At 42.5% G+C, this 19,683-nt stretch carries 24 protein-coding genes; 9 read left to right on the top strand and 15 right to left on the bottom strand.

Going from position 1 to position 19,683, the window contains the following annotated elements:
• The first annotated feature begins 96 nt into the window (after nt 1-96).
• Nucleotides 97-726: a Uma2 family endonuclease gene (locus V7K56_RS01655; protein ID WP_334906964.1), complete on the top strand. Its 630-nt coding sequence runs from the start codon at nt 97-99 to the stop codon at nt 724-726.
• Nucleotides 727-743: 17 nt separating this feature from the next.
• Here V7K56_RS01655 and V7K56_RS01650 read toward each other — a convergent pair whose 3' ends face one another.
• The 8 genes from V7K56_RS01650 to V7K56_RS01615 form a co-directional block, all read right to left on the bottom strand.
• Nucleotides 744-1,658: a glycine betaine ABC transporter substrate-binding protein gene (locus tag V7K56_RS01650; protein WP_334906962.1), complete on the bottom strand. Its 915-nt coding sequence runs from the start codon at nt 1,656-1,658 to the stop codon at nt 744-746.
• The gene (locus tag V7K56_RS01645) at nt 1,658-2,290 is read right to left on the bottom strand and encodes an ABC transporter permease (protein WP_334906960.1); all 633 of its coding nucleotides are present in this window, start codon (nt 2,288-2,290) and stop codon (nt 1,658-1,660) included. The genes V7K56_RS01650 and V7K56_RS01645 overlap by 1 nt, the downstream gene beginning before the upstream one ends.
• Nucleotides 2,287-3,045 carry an ATP-binding cassette domain-containing protein gene (locus V7K56_RS01640; protein WP_334907012.1) on the bottom strand — a complete coding sequence of 253 codons (759 nt, stop codon included), beginning with the start codon at nt 3,043-3,045 and terminating at the stop codon, nt 2,287-2,289. The genes V7K56_RS01645 and V7K56_RS01640 overlap by 4 nt, the downstream gene beginning before the upstream one ends.
• A 419-nt stretch (nt 3,046-3,464) precedes the next feature.
• Nucleotides 3,465-4,403, bottom strand: a complete 939-nt coding sequence (locus V7K56_RS01635) for an ABC transporter permease (protein WP_334906958.1) — start codon at nt 4,401-4,403, stop codon at nt 3,465-3,467.
• A gap of 177 nt (nt 4,404-4,580) precedes the next feature.
• Nucleotides 4,581-5,645, bottom strand: a complete 1,065-nt coding sequence (locus tag V7K56_RS01630; RefSeq protein ID WP_334907010.1) for an ABC transporter permease — start codon at nt 5,643-5,645, stop codon at nt 4,581-4,583.
• A 192-nt stretch (nt 5,646-5,837) separates the two neighbouring features.
• Nucleotides 5,838-6,029: a type II toxin-antitoxin system RelE/ParE family toxin gene (locus tag V7K56_RS01625; RefSeq protein ID WP_334906956.1), complete on the bottom strand. Its 192-nt coding sequence runs from the start codon at nt 6,027-6,029 to the stop codon at nt 5,838-5,840.
• Nucleotides 6,026-6,247 (bottom strand): hypothetical protein, encoded by a 222-nt coding sequence (locus tag V7K56_RS01620; protein WP_334906954.1) that lies wholly within the window; start codon nt 6,245-6,247, stop codon nt 6,026-6,028. Before V7K56_RS01620 ends, V7K56_RS01625 begins: the two co-directional genes overlap by 4 nt.
• An 81-nt stretch (nt 6,248-6,328) precedes the next feature.
• Nucleotides 6,329-7,801, bottom strand: coding sequence for an ABC transporter ATP-binding protein (locus V7K56_RS01615; protein ID WP_334907008.1), 1,473 nt, complete (start codon nt 7,799-7,801; stop codon nt 6,329-6,331).
• Nucleotides 7,802-8,391: 590 nt separating this feature from the next.
• On the opposite strand from V7K56_RS01615, the gene V7K56_RS01610 reads away from it, so the two are divergent.
• On the top strand, nt 8,392-8,547 hold the full coding sequence (locus V7K56_RS01610; protein ID WP_334906952.1) for a hypothetical protein: 156 nt from the start codon (nt 8,392-8,394) through the stop codon (nt 8,545-8,547).
• On the top strand, nt 8,544-8,798 hold the full coding sequence (locus V7K56_RS01605; protein ID WP_334906950.1) for an HNH endonuclease: 255 nt from the start codon (nt 8,544-8,546) through the stop codon (nt 8,796-8,798). The genes V7K56_RS01610 and V7K56_RS01605 overlap by 4 nt, the downstream gene beginning before the upstream one ends.
• Before the next feature lie 72 nt (nt 8,799-8,870).
• Here V7K56_RS01605 and infC read toward each other — a convergent pair whose 3' ends face one another.
• A complete protein-coding gene (gene infC / locus V7K56_RS01600; protein ID WP_012412604.1) occupies nt 8,871-9,404 on the bottom strand; it encodes a translation initiation factor IF-3 in 534 nt (177 codons plus the stop codon).
• A gap of 322 nt (nt 9,405-9,726) precedes the next feature.
• Here infC and V7K56_RS01595 point away from each other — a divergent pair, with 322 nt between their 5' ends.
• Nucleotides 9,727-9,867 (top strand): hypothetical protein, encoded by a 141-nt coding sequence (locus V7K56_RS01595; protein ID WP_334906948.1) that lies wholly within the window; start codon nt 9,727-9,729, stop codon nt 9,865-9,867.
• 133 nt (nt 9,868-10,000) lie between these two features.
• On the opposite strand, the gene V7K56_RS01590 is transcribed toward V7K56_RS01595, so the two are convergent.
• Both V7K56_RS01590 and ruvC read right to left on the bottom strand, forming a co-directional pair.
• The gene (locus V7K56_RS01590; RefSeq protein ID WP_334906946.1) at nt 10,001-10,195 is read right to left on the bottom strand and encodes a hypothetical protein; all 195 of its coding nucleotides are present in this window, start codon (nt 10,193-10,195) and stop codon (nt 10,001-10,003) included.
• 129 nt (nt 10,196-10,324) lie between these two features.
• Nucleotides 10,325-10,816: a crossover junction endodeoxyribonuclease RuvC gene (gene ruvC / locus V7K56_RS01585; RefSeq protein WP_334906944.1), complete on the bottom strand. Its 492-nt coding sequence runs from the start codon at nt 10,814-10,816 to the stop codon at nt 10,325-10,327.
• A 174-nt stretch (nt 10,817-10,990) separates the two neighbouring features.
• On the opposite strand from ruvC, the gene V7K56_RS01580 reads away from it, so the two are divergent.
• Both V7K56_RS01580 and tsaE read left to right on the top strand, forming a co-directional pair.
• Nucleotides 10,991-12,394: a gluconeogenesis factor YvcK family protein gene (locus V7K56_RS01580; protein ID WP_334906942.1), complete on the top strand. Its 1,404-nt coding sequence runs from the start codon at nt 10,991-10,993 to the stop codon at nt 12,392-12,394.
• A gap of 196 nt (nt 12,395-12,590) precedes the next feature.
• On the top strand, nt 12,591-13,046 hold the full coding sequence (tsaE, locus tag V7K56_RS01575; RefSeq protein ID WP_292735393.1) for a tRNA (adenosine(37)-N6)-threonylcarbamoyltransferase complex ATPase subunit type 1 TsaE: 456 nt from the start codon (nt 12,591-12,593) through the stop codon (nt 13,044-13,046).
• 144 nt (nt 13,047-13,190) lie between these two features.
• Here the strand turns inward: tsaE and V7K56_RS01570 are convergent, their stop codons facing one another.
• Nucleotides 13,191-13,331: a hypothetical protein gene (locus tag V7K56_RS01570; protein ID WP_334906940.1), complete on the bottom strand. Its 141-nt coding sequence runs from the start codon at nt 13,329-13,331 to the stop codon at nt 13,191-13,193.
• A 790-nt stretch (nt 13,332-14,121) separates the two neighbouring features.
• Between V7K56_RS01570 and V7K56_RS01565 the strand changes: the two genes are divergently transcribed.
• Entirely contained in the window at nt 14,122-14,748 is a 627-nt protein-coding gene (locus V7K56_RS01565) for a PadR family transcriptional regulator (protein ID WP_334906938.1), read from the top strand.
• A 157-nt stretch (nt 14,749-14,905) separates the two neighbouring features.
• Here the strand turns inward: V7K56_RS01565 and V7K56_RS01560 are convergent, their stop codons facing one another.
• Together V7K56_RS01560 and V7K56_RS01555 are read right to left on the bottom strand one after the other, a co-directional pair.
• Nucleotides 14,906-15,904: an aldo/keto reductase gene (locus V7K56_RS01560; RefSeq protein WP_334906936.1), complete on the bottom strand. Its 999-nt coding sequence runs from the start codon at nt 15,902-15,904 to the stop codon at nt 14,906-14,908.
• 48 nt (nt 15,905-15,952) lie between these two features.
• Nucleotides 15,953-16,702 (bottom strand): SDR family oxidoreductase, encoded by a 750-nt coding sequence (locus V7K56_RS01555; protein WP_334906934.1) that lies wholly within the window; start codon nt 16,700-16,702, stop codon nt 15,953-15,955.
• Between the two features lie 207 nt (nt 16,703-16,909).
• On the opposite strand from V7K56_RS01555, the gene V7K56_RS01550 reads away from it, so the two are divergent.
• Nucleotides 16,910-17,824, top strand: coding sequence for an AraC family transcriptional regulator (locus tag V7K56_RS01550; RefSeq protein ID WP_334906932.1), 915 nt, complete (start codon nt 16,910-16,912; stop codon nt 17,822-17,824).
• A gap of 71 nt (nt 17,825-17,895) precedes the next feature.
• Here the strand turns inward: V7K56_RS01550 and V7K56_RS01545 are convergent, their stop codons facing one another.
• Complete coding sequence (locus tag V7K56_RS01545) at nt 17,896-18,582, bottom strand: HAD family hydrolase (RefSeq protein ID WP_334906930.1); 687 nt, start codon at nt 18,580-18,582, stop codon at nt 17,896-17,898.
• A gap of 236 nt (nt 18,583-18,818) precedes the next feature.
• Between V7K56_RS01545 and V7K56_RS01540 the strand changes: the two genes are divergently transcribed.
• Nucleotides 18,819-19,598 carry a glucosamine-6-phosphate deaminase gene (locus V7K56_RS01540; protein WP_334906928.1) on the top strand — a complete coding sequence of 260 codons (780 nt, stop codon included), beginning with the start codon at nt 18,819-18,821 and terminating at the stop codon, nt 19,596-19,598.
• The last annotated feature ends 85 nt before the right edge of the window (nt 19,599-19,683 follow it).

The raw sequence follows: 19,683 nt of genomic DNA, 5'->3' as shown, positions 1-19,683 counted from the left end.
TTATCCTCGATGTAATGCGATGTCTGGCGACAAGCCGCTTCTCTACGAGACGCTGCGCGAACGCGTCTACGCTAATATCTCAAATGTGAGCTAATTATGGATACTGTAATTACACAAGATAGAATCCAGTTACCACCTGGCGCGCTGTTGAAGCTTTTGGGAGATTGGAAAGACTATCAAGTATTGAGTCAGCAACTAGGCGATCGCTCCTCGCCTCGGATTAAATATCGCACAGGAGAAATTTTACTGATGGCACCCCTCCCAGAGCATGGAAGAGATGCGAGTTTGTTGGCAGATATTGCTAAGGTTTTGCTGGATCATTTAAACCGCGCGTACGAATCATTTACGCCTATTACCATGAGCTTGCCAGAAATTAGTGGCATTGAACCAGATTTTTGCTTTTACATTGAAAATTGCAGAGCAGTAGTAGGAAAAAAAAGAATTGATTGGGAATCAGATCCACCACCAGATTTAGCAATTGAAATAGATGTGACAAGCTACACCGATATTAATGATTACTTGCCCTATAGAGTGCCAGAAATTTGGATATTAAAGAGTAATCGATTGTTAATTTATCGGTTGCAGGCAGAAAGTTATGTAATTACAGAAAGCAGCTACTTTCTTAACGTCGGAGAAATTGTACAGCAATGTCTCCAAATGGCCAATGAGCAAACAACAAGTGAAGTCATTAGGTGGTTAAGGAACTATTTGCATGAACAAGAGTAGTAGTTCGACTGCTATACTTATCCTTGAGATAAACCTAATCCCTTCGATTTCCGAAACTCCTGGACAACATCTTTAACATTACGTAATTCTCCCTCAACTAAATAGTTTAAATGTCGCATTTCATCTGCCGAAATCTTTCCGGCAAGTGATGCGATCGCTGTTCTTAATTCGGGATATTTTTTTAAAGTTTCTTGTCGAACAATTGGTGCAGCTTCATAAGGTGGAAAATATTTTTTATCATCTTTTAGTACTACTACATCTAAGCGAGAAATCTGCCCATCTGTGGAACTACCCGCCACCATATCTACTTGTTTTTGAATCAGAGCACGATATACTAAACCCAAGTCCATAATTTGGGGAGGTTTAGCAAAAAATAACCCGTAGGTTTTAGCTAATCCTGGAAAACCATCTTCCCTTTCCAAAAATTCATAGCCAAAACCGCCGCGCCAATGAGGTGTATATTGAGAAACTTGAGAGAGAGTTTGGATATTGTTACGCTTGGCATCTTCACCCCGGATAATCATCGCAAAAGTGTTTTCAAAACCCAAGCTTGGCATCACTTCCAAATTAAATTGCTGGGCATAAAGTTGTTTTAACTTCTGATAAACTTCTTTAGGATCATTAACTGCTTTTTGCTTTAAAATCCCAGTAAAAGATGTACCCGTGTACTCAATATATGCATCAATTTTTCCAGAAGTAATAGCACTGTGACAAATGAAAGAACCACCCAAACGGAAACGGCGCTCCACTTTTAAATTAGTTGTTGCCTCAATTTGCTGGGCTAGAAGTTCACCTAAAATATCTTGTTCGGTAAAATCTTTGGAAGCAACGATAATATTAGCATCGTTATTACTATTTAAATTCGGCGTACAACTAACGGTTAACAATAACAAGGCAAAAGTTAACAAGCAAAGCATGAAAAATCTTTTCATTAATTTTTAATTTTTAATTTATTCTCCATCCAACCAATTGCAAAGTCAGCTAGTAATGCAATTACTGCCGCCGGAACTGCACCAGCTAAAATTAACTGATCGTTTACTACTGATATGCCGCGAAAAATAAACACTCCCAAACCACCAGCACCAATGGCTGCGGCAATAGTTGCAATACCTATGGCAATTACCGTTGCGACTCGCACTCCTGCCAAAATTACTCCCATCGCTAAGGGAATCTCAACTTGCAATAACAATTGTCTATCTGTCATTCCCATGCCTCTCCCAGCTTCTCGAATCGCTGGATCGATGCTAGCAATACCTGTGTAAGTATTACGAATTATCGGCAGCAAAGAATATACAGTCAGGGCAACAATTGCTGGTACTGCACCAATGCCGCCAATTATGGGAATAGGAATGAGTAAGCCAAACAGCGCCAAACTAGGAATAGTTTGGAAAATATTCGCTATGCCAAGAATTGGTTGACGGAGATAGGTTTTACGTGTAATTAAAATACCTAATGGAATGCCTACAAGTATGGCAATTCCAATTGCAATGCTTACTAAAAATAAGTGTTCTAGAGTATGCTGAAGAATTTCTGGGGCATACTTAACGAGGAAGAAATTTTTCATAAAGTATCTTGCAGGGAACGCAGACATTGGAGAAAGGCGAGGCTTTCTGGATGTTGCGATCGCATAAATTCATCTCTCGTCCCCAATACTATCAATTCTCCGCCAGACATTAAACCAATTCTCGATGCCAACACCAAGGCTTCTTGAATATCGTGGGTGACAAACACAACAGTTTTACCTAACTCTTGCTGCAAATGTCGAAACTCTTGTTGCAGTTCTAGCCGCGTAATTGGATCGAGTGCGCCAAATGGTTCATCCATCAACAACACTGGCGGATCTGCTGCTAAAGCCCTGGCTACACCAACTCTTTGTCTTTGTCCTCCCGAAAGTTCGTGCGGATAACGTCCCGCAAATTGTGTTGGTTCTAAGCCTACCAATTGCAACAATTCATAAACCCGCATTTTAATTTGTTTTGGTTGCCAACCTTCTAAAGATGGGACTAAACCCACATTGCGTTCGACAGTGAAATGGGGAAATAAACCAATTTCTTGAATGACGTAACCAATTTTTCGTCGCAGTTTAATTTCATCCCATTGAGTTGTGGGAATGCCATTAAATAAAACTTCGCCTTGTGTAGGTGTAAATAAGCGATTAATTAACTTCATTGTCGTGGTTTTGCCGCTACCACTGCGCCCAAGTAATACCAGTGCTTCTCCTTGGCGGATGGTGAAATTGAGATTTGACACCAATGAGCGATGGTTGCGGCTAAAGGTGACATCACGAAATTCGACGGCGGTTTGGTTATTTTGCGGCATGAGTGGCTTTTGCTGGACACTAGCTATTGTATTATGTGCTGATTTTGCTAGCTGTGCTAACGCCCAATTTGCTTTTCCCTGATTAGCTTGTCTACTCACTTACCATCGCTATCCGCGTCACCCCATTTTTGTCTAAAGCCAAAACTTCCCCTCCCCTCAGCAACTACCGTGTACACACAAGTTAAGTTACCCCCCTTAATCCCCCTTGGAAAGGGGGAAAAAAGAAATCTAGTTCCCTCACGCCACTTGCTTCTCCCAAGGGCAGACGCTGCGCGAACAAGTCGGGCATTGCCCGCCCAACACAGTGGCTCCCCAATACATACGGGGAGGGTTAGGGTGGGGTAAAACGTAAAACGAGGCGTTTAAGCTTAAATTGACACGTATGTACAGCTATCTCTACTCTGCTATTGCGAACACCATTAGTCTGAGTGGTGATTTTCTCCAAAGTAGGGAGTACCTAAAGCTTTCGGGGGTGTAGATTTCCCCAATTTACCCACTAATGCTAATAAAGCGATCGCATAAGGTAGCATGACTAAAAATTGGTAAGGGATATTTGCCCCTAATGCCTGAATTCGCAGTTGTAAAGCTTCTGTAGCCCCAAATAGCAAACAAGCCAAAGCACTACCTATAGGATGCCATCTGCCAAAAATTAATGCTGCGATCGCAATAAATCCTTTACCAGCACTCATCCCTTCGGCAAAAAATCTTACCTGTACCAAGGCTAAATAAGCACCTCCTAAACTCGCAAGAGTGCCACCAATCACCACAGCGATATAACGGACAAATGATACGGAAATTCCAGCTATGTCAGCAGCTTTTGGAGATTCACCCACTGCCCGCAATGTCAGTCCAAAGCTAGTTTTAAATAAAATGTATGTAGTTAGAAGAACTAAGATAAATAAGAAATATACTAAAATATCTGACTGAAATAGTAGCGGCCCAATCAACGGAATATTAGCTAAACCAGGAATCATAATTGCCCCGATTCCAGGTAACTGCTGCGTACTACTGCCACTAAACGCTAATCGGGCCAAAAACGATGTTAATCCAGCTGCGACAAGATTAATTGCTAGCCCAGATACTAATTGATCGACACGCAAAGTTACACATAAAACAGCATGGAGTAGTCCGACTAATCCTCCAGCAATCAAGGATACAAGGATACCAAGCCAGGGATTACCAGTGTATAAAGTAGCCGTAGCACTAGTAAAAGCACCAGTAATTAACATTCCTTCTAAGGCGATATTTAACACCCCCGAACGTTCCGAGTACAATCCTCCAAGGGCTGCAAATGCTAGAGGGACGGCTAGACGCAAAGTAGCTATTAAGTAATCAGAGAAGAAGTTGAGATTATTCATAAAGTTATAGCAGGAGGCAGGAGGAAGAAGGCAGGAGGCAGGAGGTAAAACTATCACTGTTCCTAGCATTTACGCTTGTCATGATGTCCTAAAGGTTGTGACTACGACTATATTTTTTAACGCAGAGGTTTGCAGAGGGAAGCGCAAATCGCAAAGTTTTTTCCGTGTTCCTCTGCGTTAAACCTTCGCGTCCCTCTGCGTTTTTACTCTTATTTCTCTTTCCACTGCAAAACTGATAGCAATAAATAACACCATAAACCCTTGAATCGCGTAAACTACAGTTACCGACACACCTGCACTACGCTGCATCACATTCGCACCACTGCGAAGCGCTGCAAAAAACAAAGAAGTTAATACTACACCGACAACACTACCACGACTTAAAAAAGCAATGGCAATGGCATCAAATCCATAACCTGGAGAAACTTGTTCAAATAGCCGATATTTCAACCCCATCACCTCACAACTCCCAGCTAACCCAGCTAAACCACCCGCAGCAGCCATCACTAGCATAATGGTACGTTCAACAGATATGTGGGCATAACGGGCGGCAATCGGGTTAAATCCTACTGCCGTAATTTGATAACCTAGAGGCGATCGCACTAACAATACCCATAAAATACTTGCGACAATTAAACCGAATAAAATCCCAGCATGGGCGAGGCTTTGGGGTAATATAATCGGTAAACGCGATGTTTTGGCAATTAATGGCGAATAAGGACTAGGCGCACCTGTCGCCATTAATGGATTTTGTACGAGGTAGCTAACTAAATTTACGGCAATATAGTTGAGCAATAATGTAGTAATCACCTCATTCACTCCGCGCATGGCTTTGAGATAACCAGGAATCCAACCCCAAACTGCACCAAAGAAAAATCCTGCTAAAAATGCTAAGGGGATATGAATCACCGCAGGTAATCCTTGCACGTACAACCCAATTAAAGTACTTCCCAACGCACCCAGATAAATTTGTCCTTCTCCACCGATATTAAATTGCCCAGCCCGCAATGCTACTAACACGCCTAAACTAGCGAACAGTAGCGGTGTCATTTTGGTGAGGGTGTTACCAAATCCAAAGTAGGTAGAGAGAGATTCTTGAAATAGGATGCTGTATGCAGTGATCGGATTTGCCCCAGCAATTAGCATGAGGATAGCACCGACGATCAGGGCGCAGGTAATGGCAATGAGCGGTGATAGTATAGGCAGCAATCTAGGATGAATCCGATTAATTAATGTCAGCACAAGCCTAACCCAATAGAACGCTTGTACTGAGGCATAACTGGAAACATAGAAAATTGCATTTTGAAACTTTCCTAAAGCGATCGCCTTCTCTGGATTTCTCAATAAACCTCATCATGAGTACCAATATCAATTAGCACGATCATATCTTCATCCTCATCAGGATTGGGCTGAAACGTGTAAATAATACGGCAATCATACTCGACACCAACAAGCCCACAAACCCTCTAAGTCACCTTTTAACTTATGTGATTTTAAAGTAGGTGCAAATGGATCACTTACGAGTAATTCTACAACTTCAAAAATTGTTTCTTCTAAGCGAGGATTTTTACGAATAACTCGTTTAAAAGCACGCTTAAAGCTACTATCCCAAACAAGAACTCTCATCCTTCACTTAACAAATCAGCCCGCAGATCCTTAAGAGTACCATGCTTGGCTGTACCTGTTCTAATTGCTTTCTGGGTTTGTGCAGCGTTTGTCGCAATTTCTTTACGCCGTTGTTCAATGCGTCTTTTAAAAATTAGTTCAAGTAGTAAATCTTGCTCTTCGATTGACAGAGCCTCTACATATTCAATAACTGTCTGAAAAGATACAGAGTTGCTCATCAGCAGTGTTGATATCTTTGAAAAGTTCAATACTTTTTCATCTTATACCATTGTAATTAGACTCCAAAAAGATTTAGTATTTTACTCCCTATTTGTTCCTCCAGCCATCAACAAACCAATTTCTTCCACTTTCGCTGTCTGTGCATCCAAAATAGCCACAAACTCACCTCTGTAGATTACGGCAATGCGATCGCTCATTGTCATCACTTCTTCTAACTCAGTAGAAATATACAAAATTCCGGCACCGCGATCGCGTTCTGTTAATATTCGAGACTGGACGGCTACTGTCGCCCCAACATCTAACCCCCTTGTGGGTTGCATAGCGATAATTAAAGCTGGTGCTTGTGCCAATTCTCGCGCTAACACCACTTTTTGTTGATTTCCTCCCGAAAGCTGACTTACCTTGATATCAATCCCATTCGCCCGAATATCAAACTCTTGCATTGCAGCTTGGGCACGATTAGCGATCGCTTCTTGTTGTAACAAAAAACGCCGACAAAATGGCAGATATTTAAAAGCTTTTAAAATCAAATTTTGGGCAATGCTAAATTGCAACACCAATCCCATTGTCTGCCTATCTTCTGGGATGTAGCCCACTGAGGAATACTTAGGCGTAAACTCAATTTTACCTTGCTTAATAGTCCGCAAAAGAGCGATGGCATCAGCTAATTCTCGCTGTCCATTACCATCGACACCAGCAATTCCTAAAATTTCTCCTGCCCGCAGTTCAAAAGAGACGTTATTTACAGTAAGAATATTTCTTTGATCAGCAACTTGTAAATTTTGCACAGACAGGATAATTTCTCCTGGAAACTTAGCACTTTTATTTAACTGTAAAGCGACTTCCCGTCCTACCATCAATGTTGCTAACTGCTGAGGTGTTGCCGCTTCAGTTGATGTTGTTGCTACTACCTTTCCCTGGCGCAAAACTGTTACTGAATCACAGAGATTCATTACCTCTTCTAATTTATGACTGATAAAAATAATTGTGTTGCCTGCGGCTGCCAATTGGCGCAAGATAACAATTAATGATTCTACTTCTGGTGGTGTCAAAACTGCTGTAGGTTCATCAAGAATCAACAATTTTGCTCGACGGTAGAGAACTTTGAGAATTTCTACCCGTTGTTGTGCCCCAACAGATAAATTTTCAACTTTGGCAGTGGGGTCAATTTCTAACTTATAAGCTTGAGATAAAGCGGCGATTTCTTGCTGTTTATATTGGAGATTTAGCCGCCAACTTTTCTCAGTCCCTAAAATAATATTTTCTGTAACAGTCAATTTTGCTACAAGCATGAAGTGTTGGTGAATCATGCCAATGCCTAATTTAATTGCCTCATTTGGTGAGGTAATTTTTATTGGTTCTTCTTGGAGATAAATCTCACCAGCATCGGGTTGATAGAGTCCACTAATAATATTCATTAAAGTACTCTTACCCGCACCATTTTCTCCTAGTATTGCATGAATAGTTCCAGATGCAACAGAGAGATTGATATTATCGTTAGCAATAAAAGACCCAAAGCGTTTGGTAATATTGTTTAAGCGTAAATAGTTCATACTCACAAAACCAATAGCTTGTAGTGAAGACTTTAGTAGACCTCTTACAAAAGTCCCTAACACCCCACCCTCAACCCCTCCCCGATGCTTTGGGGCTACGGTGTACACACAAGTCCTCCTCACCCCCTCTAACTCCCCCTTGCTAAGCAGGGCTGTTTCATTGCACAAAGGATAAGAGTTTGTCAATATCATTAGAGGTAAATCTCTGGGCTTGGGTGATGGAGGAATAACCATTTCGGCGCAAAATATTGAGTGCGTTGGCGAAGCCTTGCTGAAGGCATCGTTCGCATCACCGACATATTTGCAGGGGCGTTACCCATACGTATAGTCTAGTTCGCGGTGCGAAACTAAATTTCCAAAAAATAAGGATACGGATTTAAGATACTTCCAGGAACTAAAACCAAGGTTTTTAGGCTTTATAGAATGAGCCTTCTGAGTTTCGCACCGGGAACTAGTCTAATGATCGTTAAATCATGAAAAACTTCTACAGTACGTTTTGTGACTCGGTTTCGAGTTTTTTCAACTGTGATCTACCGACTTGTTGGTTTGGAGTTCTCCGTATGATGTCGAATTTGGCGATATAAGTATTTTTGATTTGCTTTAACTGCGATCGCATAGTCATTGCCAACATCAAGGTAGAGCGATACATCAAGGTCAAAGGCAACGCCTCACCTTATGACGGAAACTGGACATACTGGAGTCAGCGCAAAGGTACATCCCTGGAATTTCCCAGACCGTCGCAATGACGCTCAGGAAGCAGAAAGGCAAATGTGCCGAATGTGGATTATATTTTCACCCGGATGACCGTGTAGAAATTCATCATATCTATGGAAACTACCGCAACAGACGGAAAGAAAACTTGACTGCCGTTCATGGTCACTGTCATGATCGGATACACCAAGGACAAGGCAGCCCCACAGCGCAAATTAGTACCCATGCCAAGAGTCAACTTGCAGAGGAGCCGGATGAGCGGAAACTCTCACGTACGGTTTTGTAGCCGAGTCGGAAGGGCGACCTTCCGGCTTAGGTCAACGGATTTTCAAACTTGGTCTATTAAACAGTTAGAGAATTATTTTTTAGGCGAGATGAGCATCATCATGTTTCGTCCTTCTTTTTTGGGCGCTTGTTGAAGCTCACCAAAAGGCTCCAAATCCGTTGCCATTCGCTTGAGCAAATCTTCTGCTAGGTCGCTGTGTTGAATTTCTCGACCCCGGAACATCACAGTCGCTTTGACTTTATCGCCATCTTTCAAAAAGCGCTCTGCTTGCTTAACACGCACGTTGTAGTCGTGTTCTTCTATTTTGTAGCGCATCTTAACTTCTTTGACATCAGCCGTGTGCTGCTTTTTCCGGGCTTCCCGCGCCTTTTTTTCCTGTTCAAACTTGTATTTCCCGTAGTCCATAATTCGACAAACTGGCGGGTCAGCTTTATCGCTGATTAGCACTAAATCTAGCTCTTTTTCTTCTGCTAGTTGTAGTGCTTCCTGTGGGGGCATAATTCCCAGTTGGGCACCGTCAGTGTCAATCACCCGAATTTTCGGGAAGCGAATTCGTTCGTTAATTTGGGGCAGATCGCGAGTTCTTTTCTTCTCAATCACAGGCATTATGATTTGTGGGAGCTCTTAAATGAAGGATTTGGTGTGGTCTAAATTGGTATGCCTCAGAGGCAAAATACAGAAGTAACTCAGGACTGAAAACATAGTCTTCAGTTCTAGGGTAACTAATCTATAAAATAGTTGCGTCGTTGTATTTGTCATTTTACTCAGTCTGAGAGAATTTCTCTGCAATAGTTAATCTAAATTAGACAACCTAGACTCATATTAAATATTATTACAATTATTTAGTAAAACTTTTTGCAATGGCGTAACCGGCCACCGTAGGTGATCGCATTGAGTAACATTATCTGGACTAGCCCTTGAGCGTTTTATGAAAGAGAGTCCAGTATCGGTGATGGTTCGTGGTCTTTTAGAGAAAGCATTATGTCCCCAAACCCAAATCTTTGATGAACTATTTTTGTTCGTAGTGCCAAAACGCAGTACACTCGCGATCTATTCTTCTCCACAGTAGTTAATAAGATTCGCTTTGTCGTCTGTAAAGTCTATCCATCAGTACACGTAGCACACCAGGCATCAGCTGAAAAAATGGCTTTGAAATAAGGTTTCAAGTCTTGATAGAAAATCTCTGCTACAAGATTAATACGCTAGTACAACACGGCGTAAATAAACATACCATTCAAAATGACGTGAAAGCCCGGAATACAACACTTTTGAGAGCCAGTTGCTTGGCTGTCGGCAGAGCCGACGACAGTCGCCTCAAGTCGGGAAATCCTTTCGGCAGTTCCTCTTGGGGGGAACCCCCTCTGAGCGACTGCCTCACCACGGCGCTGTCTCCCCAACGCACTGGCTCCTTTTGACTTCCGCGCAGCGGTACTAGGCTATCCAAAAGCTGCTTTGTTTCTCTTCTGCATTGCTTTAGTAGCCTATAACGTGCTGTCTACTAAGAACTTTATTCTCTTTTTACAAACTTACAGTTGATAACAAGCCGTTAAAGCCACTGCCAAAGCATCCGCAGCATCATCCGGCTTAGGAATTTCATCTAAATCCAACTCCCGCGCCACCGCTTCTTGCACTTCTGACTTATCAGCATTGCCATAACCTGTTAAAGCTTGCTTAATTTGAGCCGGAGTAAACTCTACATAAGGAAGACGACGCTGACCCAACACTAAAATGACTATACCCCGCGCCTGTGCAACCAGGATTGTACTTGACATACGATAGAAGAATAGTTTCTCGATCGCTACTAAATCTGGCTGAAATTCCTCTATCAGGGTGTGTAAATCATCAAACAAGGTACATAGGCGCTGTCCCATTTCTACATCTGCTGACGTTTTAATGACTCCAAAATCCAGCATATTTACTGTAGTCTCTTGCACCTTGTTGAGATTTTGTGTGCAGCTAATTGCCCCAAATCCTAAAATTGCCAGTCCTGGATCTAATCCTAAAATTCGTTTTTCCATTAAATTCACTTTTACCAAGCCAGGATATTGTTTAACTAAAAATACTGGCAATCTTCACGACTTGCTTTTAGTCTAATAGGATTGACAAATATAATAGTTTCACGCCTGGTGTTTTAAACCAAGTGGTGTAGATTTTCTGTTAATTATTGTTTGTAGCACTGCTCCAAATCAGGTATGTCAATTGGTTTTCTTAGACAAGCCCTCAACGCCCTGCAAAAGCAGTCGCGCTCTCGTACTTCTTATCGGGTTAACCAGTGGTTCAAATGGTTATCCCCTGGACTATCGGTAAAACGTTGGTTATTGATTAGTGTTGGGGGTGTACTGCTGGCGAGTTTGGGGTTAGCCATTTGGATTAAGCTGACCCCAATTTTTTGGATGATTGAGTTGGTTAGAGGTTTTTTGGGAGTGATCACCAACCTCTTACCGAACTATATCAGTGGGCCTTTGGTGCTGCTTGGCGGCTTGCTGTTAGTGCTTTGGGGGCAAACTCGCACCGTAGGCTCAATTACTAAGGTACTAAGAGCAGAAGGCGGAGAGGAACTCATTGATGTCTTGCTGGCCCATCGTCGATTGTACCGAGGCCCAAAAATAGTGGTAATTGGTGGTGGTACGGGACTTTCCACGTTGTTGAGGGGGCTGAAAACCTACAGCGCTAATATTACTGCAATTGTCACTGTTGCCGATGATGGTGGCTCTTCTGGGCGTTTGCGTCAAGAATTTGGAGTGCTACCACCAGGGGATATTCGCAATTGTTTGGCTGCACTAGCAGATGAAGAAAAGTTATTAACAGAATTGTTTCAATACCGTTTTCGGGCTGGAGATGGATTAACGGGTCACAGTTTTGGCAATTTGTTTTTAACGGCAATGAGTGATATTACTGGAGATTTAGAACAAGCAGTTGCAGCCAGTTCTAAAGTTCTAGCGGTGCGAGGACAAGTACTACCAGCAACTCTCAGTGATGTTCGCCTCTGGGCAGAATTAGCCGATGGTCGTCGGATTGAGGGGGAGTCTAGTATTCCCAAAGCTGGCGGTAAAATTGTCAAAATTGGCTGCATTCCGGCTAATCCTCCGGCGGTACCAGCAGCTATTAAGGCAATTAAAGAAGCTGATTACATTATTATTGGCCCAGGTAGCCTTTATACAAGCCTAATTCCTAATTTATTAGTACCAGAAATTGCCGATGCGATCGCTCAATCAGATGCCCCCCGTATTTATATCTGCAATATAATGACTCAACCAGGAGAAACTGAAGGCTACACTGTTGCCGACCACATCAGAGCAATTGATGCTGCTTGTGGACAAAGACGGCTATTCGATGCTGTATTGATACACAAAAAATCCCCCTCAGAGCAATCACTCATCCGCTACGCCCAACAAAACTCTCATCCCGTTTTCCTTGATAGAGAAGCAGTAACTCAGCTAGGGCGACGGATTGTTCCAGCTAATGTTTTGTATGAAGATGAAACAGGTTTTGTACGTCACAATCCCCAGAAACTAGCACAAGTGTTATTACGGTGGTACGGTAGAAGTCAACCCCTTCGGGGAATTCAAAATTCAAAATTCAAAATTCAAAATTAAGGAAAATGAAAATTAGTCATTAATCTAAACTAGGACTTACGCACACTCTACGAATTCTTCTCTACGAGACGCTACGCGTTCCGTTGGCGCAGCCTCTCGTAGAGAAGGAAAGGCGGTCGACAAATTAAGCTTTTGGGCGATTCTTTGCGTAAGTTCTATAAACAAAGGACTAATGACAAATGACAAATGACAAATCATGAAAATTTTTCTTGCAGATACAGAAGCGACGCTGCGCTTAGGTATTACTCTTGGCGAATCCCTGACACCTGGCAGTGTAATTTTACTAGAAGGTGATTTAGGCGCTGGTAAAACTACTTTAGTTCAAGGCATTGGTAAAGGTTTAGGAATTGCTGAACCCATTGTCAGTCCCACTTTCACGCTGATTAATGAGTACACAGAAGGGCGCTTTCCCCTTTACCATCTAGATTTATATCGCTTAGAACCGCAAGAAGTTGCAACCCTAAATTTAGAAAGTTACTGGGAAGGTGTTGAAGTCATACCAGGAATTGTGGCAGTTGAATGGGCAGAACGATTACCCTACAAGCCAGATAGTTATCTGAGCGTGAGTTTGACTTATGGACATGAAGGCACTCGTCAAGTCGAACTCACACCATTCAATTGTGCCATTAGCAAAGTCATTGCCGCGATTTAAGTTCATCTCCCGACTAAAGTACGAGAGATTTCACTTTTTTGACCGTAACACTCAAAAATTCCTGCAAATAATCGAGGGAGAACTTTATACTCGTCCTATCTGCCACTACCACGTTCGCCACTGTCAGTTACTAACATTGTTATCTTAACCCAAACAAAAATATTTAATCAGCTTTTCTTCAATAGAAAACTGGTGGTAAGCTTTGCTAACACCTGTTTCTATAGATTTAGGAAAGTTGGCAACACACTGGCTTTCTTTTAAAAGAAGACTATTTTTTTCTTTCACTCCCTTGAATCCAGGCGAGTTTATATTATCCGAATAGTATTGAACCTAAAGTGAGTCTTAACTAAACGGGATATAGGCATCTACTAGTTTTATTGCTGTAATAAGCAGTTAAAAACTGATTTAGATGGTTGGTATACGAATTAAGCAAGTGTAAATAAACTGTTGTTGGGTTCTATGAGAGTTTTGAGAGAACTTAGTCAGCTTCGATTGAACCTGATTAGTTCCCTACTGTAGTTCAAAAAAGGAATCTAGATTATTTAGCAGTGAATGCTATTAAAAAAAGTTAAGCAATCATCAGTTTCTGTATAACTTTAACTTTTCTCACTCTTAGTATTCCCAAGTTAAGTTCACAATCTATACAAAAAAGTAAAGTATTTTATAAACTTATAAAATTAGTTGTAATAATTTTAACTAGCAATAAATTCTTATATTTACATCTGTAATTAGCACCAATCTCAAGGAAATATTAACTAAAATATCTGGTATTTATACATATTTTATCTGGAAATACAAGATGTATTAAGTAAGTTGGTATGAAAAAACCAAACCATGTAAGGATACAGGGTTTGGTCTATGGAGCGAACTCTTTGTTACACCTCTTACTTCATAGTTAAGCAAAAATGCCTAATCAACGATTAAGCGTTGTAGATAAAGTCTTTTGTCGCCCCGTCAGGACTCTTAGCTAGTCGAAGTTGATTTCGTTACAAATCTTCATCAAAATTTTATTCCGATATATCGTGATATATTCCGATATATCGTATATTAGAGAAAGTTGATTTGAGATTCACTTATGTTTAGACATTTTCGGTCACGTTTTGGCGCGCCTGCATGGGCAGGAGTTAGCGAAGAGGATTCATTATTTGTCAGGTCTTGGTTTCAACATGGCAAGCATCATGGTAGACATCATGACAAACGCTTTGATAATGAAATGTTTGGTCGTGGTTGGGGAGATGAATACCGGACTCGTCGGGGTGACATCAAGTTCATTCTGCTGGAATTGTTATCTGAGAATCCTAGTCATGGTTACGACCTGATTAAAGAGATGGAAACTCGCTTTGGTGGTTTCCGTCGCCTCAGTCCTGGCTCAGTGTATCCAACACTCCAATTGTTGGAAGAAGGTGGTTATCTCAAGAGCGCACAGGAAGGGGGCAAGCGGATTTATACGATTACGGATGAGGGCAAACAATTATTGGCAGAACGTGCCCAACAAGAACCTTCAGACACTCCTTGGGATACCTTCAAAAGTTTTGTTACAGGTAAACCCCAAGAGTTTATTGAGTTGCGGAATGCCGCCACACAGTTAGCTGCTGCGGTGGTACAGGTTGCTCGTAGTGGCAATATGGAGCGGGTAAATCGCGTACGGGAGCTTTTAGAGCAAGTTAAACGGGAAATTTATGCGATTCTGGCTGAAAAATAAGTAGAAGCTCGTAGTAAGGATTTTAGTCTTTATTTTCTAAACACTAAACTGCTTACCCAACGGGAAAGTTAGTCGCTCATGGGGAAACTTTTACGAAGCGTTTCGTAGAGCAGAACGCCCTAACTCACTACAAACCCTCTAAGTACTTTGTTACGCATTAGCGTTCGCTGTCTAGCATTTGCATCTGATGTTCATCATAACGAGTACCTGCGATCGCAGATGCGGGAATTGCTGCTTCAATGCGGGTTAAGTCCTCTGGGGATAGGTTTACATCCAAAGCCGCCAACGATTCGGAAAGTTGGCTGCGCTTGCGTGCCCCGATGACTGGCACAATGTTTCTACCTTTGGCAAGTACCCAGGCAATAGCCAACTGCGAAGGAATAACTCCTTTCTCGGCGGCAATTTGCTTCAGTTCTTCGATCAGGCGTTGGTTCTGGGCAAGGTTTTCTTTGCTGAAGCGTGGTAAATAGGCACGAAAATCGCCCTGTGTGGCTGGAGTGGAGCCACTCAACAGTCCTCGTGAAAGCACGCCATAGGCAGTCACGCCAATACCAAGTTCTTCCAGTACAGGAAAAATCTCGCTCTCAGGACTACGGCTAATCAGGGAGTACTCGATTTGTAGGTCACTGATGGGGTGGATAGCGTGGGCGCGGCGGATGGTGTCCGCTCCCACCTCCGATAACCCAATATATCGGACATAGCCAGCCTTGACTAGCTCGGCGATCGCGCCGATGGTGTCTTCAATGGGAACTTGCGGGTCTAATCGAGCCGGGCGGTAGATGTCAATGTGGTCTACTCCCAATCGGGTAAGACTATAAGCGATAAAGTTTTTCACCGAAGAGGGACGCGAATCTATACCAAGCCATCCGGCATCGGGAGTACGTAAAGCGCCGAATTTCACTGAAACCAAGGCTTTGTCTCGACGATCCTTGATTGCTCGACCAATTAACATCTCATTGTGCCCGCTGGCATAAAAATCGCCAGTATCCAATAATGTCATCCCGTGGTCGAGAGCTGCCTGGATAGTTGCAATGCTTTCGTTTTCGTCTGCTGCACCGTACACACCAGACATACCCATACATCCGAGAGCTAGGGGGAAAACAGTTAGACCTTTAGAACCAAGTTGGCGAGGTTGAATTTGATTTTGGGTAGTCATATTTAGATTTTCAGTTGTTTTGCTTTTTTGCTGGGTTTAAAACTCTTTTTAATATGGACTGGCTGTGTGGCGGACAATGATCTCATTGACATCAACGTCATCCGGTTGCTCGATTGCAAAGGCGATCGCTCTGGCGATCGCGTCAGCCGGAAGTACAATCTTGCGGAATTCCTCCATTCCTTTGCCAGCTTCTGCGTCAGTTATACTATCTGCCAATTCCGACTCTGTTGCACCCGGCGAAATAACCGTAACGCGAATGTCGGTATTTTCCTGACGCAGCCCCTCCGAAATTGCCAGCACGGCGAACTTGGTAGCCGAGTAAACAGCGGAGGTTGGCCACACCGCATGTCCCCCGATGGAGGACAAGTTGACGAATTGGCCAAATCCCTGGCGTTTCATCAGCGGTAGCCCAGCAGCAATGCCATTGAGTACGCCACGGATATTTACGTCAATCATCCAGTCCCATTCATCAACCTTCAGTGCTTCTAGTTTCGAGAGCGGCATCACGCCTGCATTGTTGACGATCGCATCAATGCGGCCAAATTTGCTCTGAGCAAATTCTACAAAGGTTTGGAAATCAGCGCGATGAGTAACATCAAGGGTCTGATATTCCGCCAAGCCTCCCTCAGAGCGGATTGTAGCCACGAGGGTTTCTAGCCGCTCCGTGCGTCGTGCGCCCAGGATGACGTGGATGCCCTTACGAGCGAGTAGACGTGCTGTCGCCTCACCGATACCGCTGCTTGCACCTGTAATTAGTACGACTTTCTGTTCTTTGCCAGTGTTTTCGTTGGTAGTCATAAAACCATGTCTGCAAGTGGTTGTACTTTCTAGCACACTTTTAATCTAAGAGAGTCAAAGCTTGATGCGGTAATCTGAACCTGCGGAATTCTTGCCTAATCCTGCATTTTCCTTTATTGTTTATCATAAAAAGATAAGCTGACCAAAGCGGCTGAATAGATTGCGGCTGCCTTGAATGTTAGTTTCATAGGGATTTTAAACGACATTATGGAACAGACTGTTAGAAAGCAGCAGTCCGAGCTAGCCGCTCTGATTGCACAGAACAGTAATGGAGATGGTGTCCATCCCACAGCGATCGAGCGGTTATTCCTGATCTGCTCTTTACAACCGACTGCGCCTCTCCATGCCTTGCATGAGCCTGCCCTGTGCATCGTCGCTCAGGGCAAGAAACAGGTAATGTTGGCAGACAATCTGTATGTTTATAGTCAAGACCAATATTCGGTGGTATCCATCGATCTGCCTGTCGTCAGTCAAGTGATTGAGGCAACGCCAATCGTTCCGTATCTGTGCCTTCGGCTCGATTTAGATCTGGGAGAACTCAGTACACTGATGATGGAGGCAAAACTAGACGCTCCCGCTAACCAACCACTAAAACCGGGCTTGTCTATTAATCCTGTTAGCCCCCAACTGCTTGATGCAGCAATAAGACTTGTACGGTTGTTGGAAACACCTCAAGATATTGCTATTCTCGCACCTTTGATTATTCGAGAAATTCTCTACCGTTTGTTATCAGGCGAACACAGTGCTAGATTGCGACAGATTGCTTTAGTCGATAAACAACTCCAAGCAATTAGCAAAGCGATCAACTGGCTAAAATGGAACTACGAAAAACCATTTCGGATCGATACGATCGCTCGTGAAGCGTGCATGAGTCCCTCGTCCCTGCATCATCACTTCAAGTCAGTCACCACCATGAGTCCTTTGCAATATCAAAAACAGCTTCGGCTTCAACAAGCCCGTCGCCTGATGCTGGGGCAAGGTATGGATGCGGCAACAGCTAGTCATTACGTGGGTTATGAAAGCCCCTCACAGTTCAGCCGTGAATACAGTCGCTTATTCGGTGCACCACCGTTGCGTGATATGGCTCGGTTAAAAAGTGGAGTTTTTGAGGATGGGGAATAAGGGAGCAAGGGAGAAATCAATTCAAAATTCAAAATTCAAAATTGAAGATTCAATCCCAATGCCCAATGCTCTCAAAAATTAGAAGCGATCGCACTTGAATTTTGCTCAATGAGTGAGTTTAGGAATGTCCACAATTGCAAATCAGTAAAGTCTGGTATTGCCATAAATGCACCGACTAACTGTAAAATTTGCGGATCGTGGGTGGAGGCGATGCCAATGGTGCGGATCTCTGCGCCTACCGCTGAACGAATACCAGAAGGAGAGTCTTCTAAAGCGATCGCTTCTTCTGCTGTAATCTCCAATTTATTCAGGGCAACTTGGTAGGGTACAGGGTCGGGTTTACCTGCAATACAATCATCCGCTAAAACAACTGTGTGGAAAGCTTCTTTGATACCCAAAACTTCTAGCATAAATTCTGCATTTAGTCTAGGGGCATTAGTTACTAATGCACGTTTTAATTGATATACATCTGTCCATGCTAGTATTTCAGAAAATCCACTTAGCGGTTTGATATCTGGGGCGAGTTTGCGGAAAAGCATCTCTTTTTCGTCTGCAAATCTTTGCCCTTCTAATGCTGATAATTGTGGCAGAATATCCTTAACAATTTCTGGATTTAGCCTTCCACTAATTCGGGATTTATAAAATGTTTCATCTATTTCTATGCTGTAATTTAACAGCATTTCCTGCCAAGCTCGGTAATGTATAGGGTCAGTGTTGACAATAGTGCCGTCTAGGTCAAAGAGAATTGCAGCTAGCATGATTTATTGGGTATAATGTAAATAATTGTTAACTTAATTTGAATAGTTTACATTGTTTTTTGTCTTTAGTGATTGATCCTTCGTTAATACGAGGATTGAGGACTGAAGAATAAATTTCAAGAGTCAGAAATTAATCTGCTAAATCCTAAAATCTATACTGGATAGGGCATATAAGGGCAGACAGATAAAGCCTCAGGGGAAACTGCCGTATAATCGATAACCTTCTTCGTAAGCAAATGGTAGCCGCCACAAACTTTTTTCGTGTTGATGATTTACTAGTGCAGATTTACAACTCTGAAGTTGAAATGGCCGAGGATGTTGCCAAAATCGTGCAAAAGTATTTACAACAAGTTCTCAAGCAGCAGGATACAGCTGCTGTATTGTTAGCTACAGGTAACTCCCAACTCAAATTTCTTGATGCTTTGATTGCATTAGATGGTGTAGATTGGTCACGGATTATTCTGTTCCATCTAGATGAATATTTGGGAATTACTGCTGACCATTCTGCTAGTTTTCGGCGTTATATGCGAGAACGTGTAGAGAAGCGAGTTAATCCTAAAAAATTTCACTATATAGAAGGTGATACATTACAACCAGTAACAGAGTGCGATCGCTACACTAAATTATTGCAAGCACAACCGATTGACTTATGCTGTCTTGGTGTTGGCGAAAATGGACATTTAGCTTTTAACGATCCGACTGTAGCAAATTTTCAAGATCCTTACAGAGTTAAACTGGTAAAACTGGATACTGTGAACCGTCAACAACAAGTAAGTACAGGTCACTTTCCGAATTTAGAATCCGTGCCACAGTATGCTTTTACCGTCACCATTCCAACAATTTGTTCAGCTAAAAAAATTATCTGTCTTGCTCCAGAAAGACGTAAAGCGAATGTAGTAAAAGAAATGCTGGAAAATTATGTCGGTAAAGACTGTCCGGCTTCTATTCTCCGTCAACAACCCCAAGCGACGTTGTTTTTAGATGTTAATTCTGCTAGCTTACTAAAATCAACTTAAACTTATCCACATCTTCAATCTTTCAAGCTAATTATTTGAGCGATCGCTGGAATTGCATTAGTAGTTTCAGTATACAATTAACCTA

Origin of the sequence: Nostoc sp. (genome assembly GCF_036917535.1) — a bacterium.
In the GTDB taxonomy this organism is placed as follows: domain Bacteria; phylum Cyanobacteriota; class Cyanobacteriia; order Cyanobacteriales; family Nostocaceae; genus Nostoc.
Note: the sequence above shows the minus strand (reverse complement) of the source record. Positions and strands in the feature narration are given on the sequence as shown.